General features: G+C 65.3%; 2 protein-coding genes. Both read right to left on the bottom strand.

Annotation, left to right across the window (positions count from 1 at the left end; all coding sequences use genetic code 11):
* The coding region (locus LGN10_RS33290; protein ID WP_226226281.1) for an efflux RND transporter permease subunit at positions 1 to 2449 on the bottom strand (2449 nt) is incomplete at its 3' end.
* 15 nt (positions 2450 to 2464) lie between these two features.
* Positions 2465 to 2883 (bottom strand): HlyD family secretion protein (locus tag LGN10_RS33285; protein ID WP_226226280.1); only part of this gene is annotated, 419 nt, incomplete at its 5' end.

The raw sequence follows: 2883 nt of genomic DNA, 5'->3' as shown, positions 1-2883 counted from the left end.
GCTCGAGCTTCGGCGACCCGTAGATCCAGTGGCCGCTCGAGAACGCGCTGAACGGCACCATCCCGCCCGAGCTGTTGCGCACGTACCAGATGTTCATGTCCTCCGGCGTCATCCGGAACGGCGCGTCCGATTGTACGTACACCTTCTTGATCCGGCCGTCGGTATCGAGGAAGTTGTTCACGTACTGCGACGCCCATGCGATCGAGAACGTCTGGTCGATCGCCGCGGCCGTCACGCCGAGCGCGTTCGCCTTCTCGCGATCGATGTCGACCTTGTACTGCGGCGTATCGTTCAGGCCGTTCGGGCGCACCAGCGCCAACGCCGGATCCTTCGCGGCCATCCCGAGCAACTGGCCGCGCGCGGCCATCAACGCTTCGTGACCGAGGCCGGCGTTGTCCGTCAGCTCGAAGTCGAAACCGGCAGCGGTACCGAGTTCGGGAATCGACGGCGGGTTGAACGGAATCACCATCGCGTCCTTGTACGTCGAATAGTGCGCGAAGGTCCGGCCGATCAGCGCCTGCACCTTCCGGTCCGAACGCTGGCGCTGCTCGTACGGTTTCAGCTTCACGAACACGAGGCCGGCGTTCTGGCCGCGGCCCGCGAAGCTGAAGCCGTTGACCGTGAACACCGAATCGACCACATCCTTCTCCGCGGTGGTCAGGTACGTATTGATGTTGTCGAGCGTCCTGCCGGTCGTTTCCTGCGTGGAGCCTGACGGCGTCTGCACGATCATGAACATGTAGCCCTGGTCTTCATCGGGCAGGAACGACTTCGGCAGGCGCGCGAACATCACGCCGACCGCGAGGAACACGGCGAGGTAGATCACGAGCCAGCGGCCGGAGCGCCGAATCACGTGGTTCACGCCGCTCGTGTAGCGATCCCGGCTGCGATCGAAAGTCCGGTTGAACCAGCCGAAGAAACCCTTCTTCTCTTCGTGATGCCCCTTCTCGATCGGCTTCAGGATCGTCGCGCACAGCGCCGGCGTGAGAATCAACGCGACCAGCACCGACAGCACCATCGCCGACACGATCGTCAGCGAGAACTGACGATAGATCGCGCCGACCGAGCCGCCGGAGAACGCCACCGGCACGAACACCGCCGACAGCACGAGCGCCACGCCGACGAGTGCGCCGGTGATCTGCCCCATCGCCTTGCGGGTCGCCTCCTTCGGCGACAACCCCTCCTCGGCCATCACCCGCTCGACGTTCTCGACCACCACGATCGCATCGTCGACCAGCAGGCCGATCGCGAGCACGAGGCCGAACATCGACAGCGTGTTGATCGAGAAGCCGACGATACCCATGATCGCGAACGTGCCGAGCAGCACGACCGGCACCGCGATCGTCGGGATGATCGTCGCCCGCAGATTCTGCAGGAACAGGTACATCACGAGGAACACGAGCACGATGCCCTCGATCAGCGTCTTGACCACTTCCTCGATCGACAGGCGCACGAACGGCGTCGTGTCGTACGGGTAGTGCACGACGAGACCATGCGGGAAGTACTTCGACAGCTCGTCGATCTTGGCCCGCAGCGCGTTCGCGGTCGCCAGCGCATTCGCGCCGGTCGCGAGCTGGATACCGAGGCCGGCCGTCGGCTGTCCCATGTACTTCGTGTCGAACGTGTAGTTCTCCGAACCCAGTGCCGCGCGGCCGACGTCCTTCAGGCGAACCTGCGAGCCGTCCTGGTTGACCTTCAGCAGGATGTTGCCGAACTGCTCGGGCGTGCGCAGCAGCGTCGATTCGGTGATCGTCGCCTGCAGCACGGTGCCCGGCTTCGCCGGCGTGCCGCCGATCTGGCCGCCCGCGATCTGCACGTTCTGCTGCGTGATCGCGGCCGTCACGTCGGTCGGCGTGAGGCTGTAGTTGGTCAGCTTGACGGGGTCGAGCCAGATCCGCATCGAGAACTGCGAACCGAGCAGCAGCGTCTGGCCGACGCCGTTCACGCGGCTCAGCGGGTCGAGCACGTGCGACGCCACGTAGTTCGTCAGATCCTCCTTCGACATCCGGCCGTCCTCGGAGTTGAACGCGAACCACATCAGCCAGTTGCTGCTGGATTTCGTGACCTGCATGCCGAGCTGCTGCACGACCTGGGGCAGGTTCGGCGTCGCGAGCGACAGCTTGTTCTGCACCTGCACCTGCGCGACGTCCGGGTTCGTGCCGGGCGAGAAGGTCAGCGTGATCGTCGCGTTGCCCGAATCGTCGCTCGTCGACGACATGTACAGGAAGTTGTCGAGACCGCTCATCTGCTGCTCGATCACCTGCGTGACCGTATCTTCCACGGTCTTCGCGGAAGCGCCCGGATAGTTCGCCTGGATCTGGATCGTCGGCGGTGCGATCGTCGGATACTGCGCGATCGGCATCTTGAAGATCGATGCGACGCCGGCCAGCATCAGCACGATCGCGATCACCCACGCGAAGATCGGGCGATCGATAAAGAACTTGGCCATGAAACGGACTCCCTGTTATTGCGCGCTCGACGCGGCGGCCGAGCTCGCTGCGGCGCTGGCCGCGGTAGTCGCCGGCGCGGCGCTTGCCGGCGTGGCGCCTGCCGATGTGGCGGATGCGGCGTCCGGCGCCGGGGCGAGCTGCGCGGCGACGGTCTTCACGGTCGCGCCCGGGCGCACCTTGTCGACGCCCTGCACGATCACGTGATCGCCCGCCTGCAGACCGCCTTCCACAATCCAGTTCGGGCCGTACGTGCCGGTCGTCGTCAACGGACGCGGCTCGACCTTGTTGGCCGCGGTCACGACGAGTGCGATCGCCTGCCCCTTCTGGTCGTGCGTGACGCCGATCTGCGGCACCAGGAACGCGTTCTCGTTCACGCCTTCCTCGATCCGTGCGCGCACGAACATCCCCGGCAGCAGCACGCGGCCCGGGTTCG

It is taken from the genome of Burkholderia sp. AU32262, from assembly GCF_020419985.1.
GTDB classification, from domain to species: domain Bacteria; phylum Pseudomonadota; class Gammaproteobacteria; order Burkholderiales; family Burkholderiaceae; genus Burkholderia; species Burkholderia semiarida.
Note: the sequence above shows the minus strand (reverse complement) of the source record. Positions and strands in the feature narration are given on the sequence as shown.